Source organism: Asaia sp. SF2.1 (assembly GCF_000505765.1).
Lineage (GTDB): Bacteria > Pseudomonadota > Alphaproteobacteria > Acetobacterales > Acetobacteraceae > Asaia > Asaia bogorensis.
In genome coordinates this window covers 317,644-319,811 of record NZ_AYXS01000012.1, presented here as the reverse complement: position 1 = coordinate 319,811, position 2,168 = coordinate 317,644, and the positions used below count along the sequence as shown (strand labels likewise).

Annotated in this window: 2 protein-coding genes and 1 pseudogene; all 3 read right to left on the bottom strand. The window is 60.9% G+C overall.

What is annotated here, in order from left to right; genetic code table 11:
* Positions 1-200, bottom strand: a pseudogene (locus tag P792_RS37610) (hypothetical protein); the annotation flags it as partial.
* A gap of 59 nt (positions 201-259) precedes the next feature.
* Positions 260-1,018, bottom strand: a complete 759-nt coding sequence (locus P792_RS27785) for a 2OG-Fe dioxygenase family protein (protein ID WP_023978590.1) — start codon at positions 1,016-1,018, stop codon at positions 260-262.
* Positions 1,019-1,044: 26 nt separating this feature from the next.
* Positions 1,045-2,168 (bottom strand): NAD(P)/FAD-dependent oxidoreductase (locus tag P792_RS27780; protein WP_023978589.1); only part of this gene is annotated, 1,124 nt, incomplete at its 5' end.

Here is a 2,168-nt window from a genome sequence, read left to right as displayed (position 1 = left end):
TCATGTTTGGCGGCATCGGCCAGATCGCCCGCGCTCAGTTGGCGGGCCTCCTGATCGAGATTGGTACCAGGCTGCGCCGTGAGAATGACTGGATGCGGCCCATTGCCTGATGGGGCCGACTTCTGATGCGTCCGGGCCAGGGCAGGTGCTGCCATAAGGCCTGTGATGGCAATACCCGCCAGTACCACACGAAAACGCATCGGATTGTCTTTCATTTTGCCCGCACGAATCGCAGGGGCCGTTTTTTCACGCCGATTTATTACGCATGTCTGAGCGTAACGACCAGTACATCGCGATAGGCCGGGCGGGCCGGGTCGATTGGCTCGACGGGGGTGACCCCGTGGTACACACGATGGTCATCGACCAGAGCAGTATCGAGTGGAGACTCGAGCGTGAACGAACCGACTTCCTGACGATGATCGTCGTGGATCGTCGTGACGCCGGAGGCGACATTTTCGCGGCTGACCATCAGAACGAAAACCCAGTCCACACCATCGCGGTGCATTCCCTCCGGCGTGGGGCGGCCCTGGCTACCAGCCTGAGCCTCGATACGGAACTGATGCACTTCCGCATGCCAGCTATCGGGTTGCGTCGAGGCCGGCGTCATACGCAATGCCAGAAGATGGGCGGCATTGAGAATGGAAAGCATGACCGGATGCGAAGCAATGGCATCCTCTATCGGGCCAAACCAGCGTTCGATCCCGCCATTGAGCAGGTTGTAATCGCGGCTCTGATAGTGGGGCTGATGACGCTTGCGGTCGATACGCCCACCCGCCAGGGCATAGGTGGCGTAACGCCGTTTGCGATAGCGTCCGCCATCCGCCATATACCGGTCGAGCCCCAGCCGGTTCCAACTTTCGGCAAAGCGCTCCCAGTCCTCGAAGCCGAAAGACTTGAGGAAGGAGCGCATGTCGGGCCCACGCTCGAAGGCAAAGCCACACGCCTGCAGCGTGGCGACCATATCATCAAGGCGTTGTGCCTCGGCGGGGGGGAGGGACTGTGACCGTTGCAGGGGCATGAATCGAGACTACCGTTGATCGGGTGTTACTGGTCCAGACGGGGGCGGGTTGGGTTCAGATGAGCCTTGAGGAAGGCAGCCGTCCCGCGGGCCAGACCCATGACGCCAATCTGATGCTGACGGAAGATCAGATCATGAAGCCATCTCGGTGCAAGACCACGCAGGAAGCCGCCACCGAAACTCGTCGAGGCACCAACCATGCCCCACCCGTTATAGTCTCCCAGAGACACGACCGCACCACGGTCGCGGTAAACAAATGTCGAGGGCTCGCGTCCCTGAGCGATGACCGGTATAGCGCGGCCAAGATAGATGCCCTGTTGGCGCGCAACCTGGGCTGTGGCGGGAAGCGGCGCGTCGTTGATACGCGCGCAGTCGCCCAGCGCAAAAATCGACGTATCGCTCGTGGACTGCATGTGATGGTTCACGACAAGCTGGCCGCCACGGGCGATTTCGAGCCCCTCGAACAGTTCGGTTGCAGCACTGGCGCGCACACCGGCAGCCCATACACGCAGCGAGGCCGGGATGACGCGCCCGTCCTTGAGGTGAAACCCTTCCTCATCCACTGACGTCACCATGGCCTCGGTCAGAACGGACACGCCCAGAGCCTCGAGCTGCTTGCGCGCATCGTTCGAAACGCGCTCGGGGAAGGCGGGGAGAATACGCTTGCCTGTCTCGATCAGGGAGAGGCGTAACACGTTGCGTCTTGCGTCCTTGCCATAACCGGGAGCGAGATCGATGGCGCTGCACAATTCGGCGGCGAGCTGCGTGCCGGTTGCGCCACCGCCGACAATACCGACCTCCAGCTTGCGGTTGCTGGCCGCTGCATCACGGAAAGCTGCCCGGAATTTCTCATGGAACGAGCTTGCATCCGGCAGTGAATCGATAAAGGTGCAATTGGCCATAACGCCCGTAATGCCGAAATCATTTGAGCGCGAGCCAAGCGAGACCACCAGCATGTCGTAGGGTACGATCTCGTCATTCGCGAGGCGTATCTCGTGCTTCTCACGGTCAACGCTGCTCAGCGAACTCTGGATGAAGCGGAAGCCGAAACGGCGGCTGGCCTCCACAAAGGTCGTACAATCCCGCGTTTCCTCACCCGTACCCGCTGCAAATTCGTGCAGCATGGGTTTCCAGTAATGGACGGCGCCCT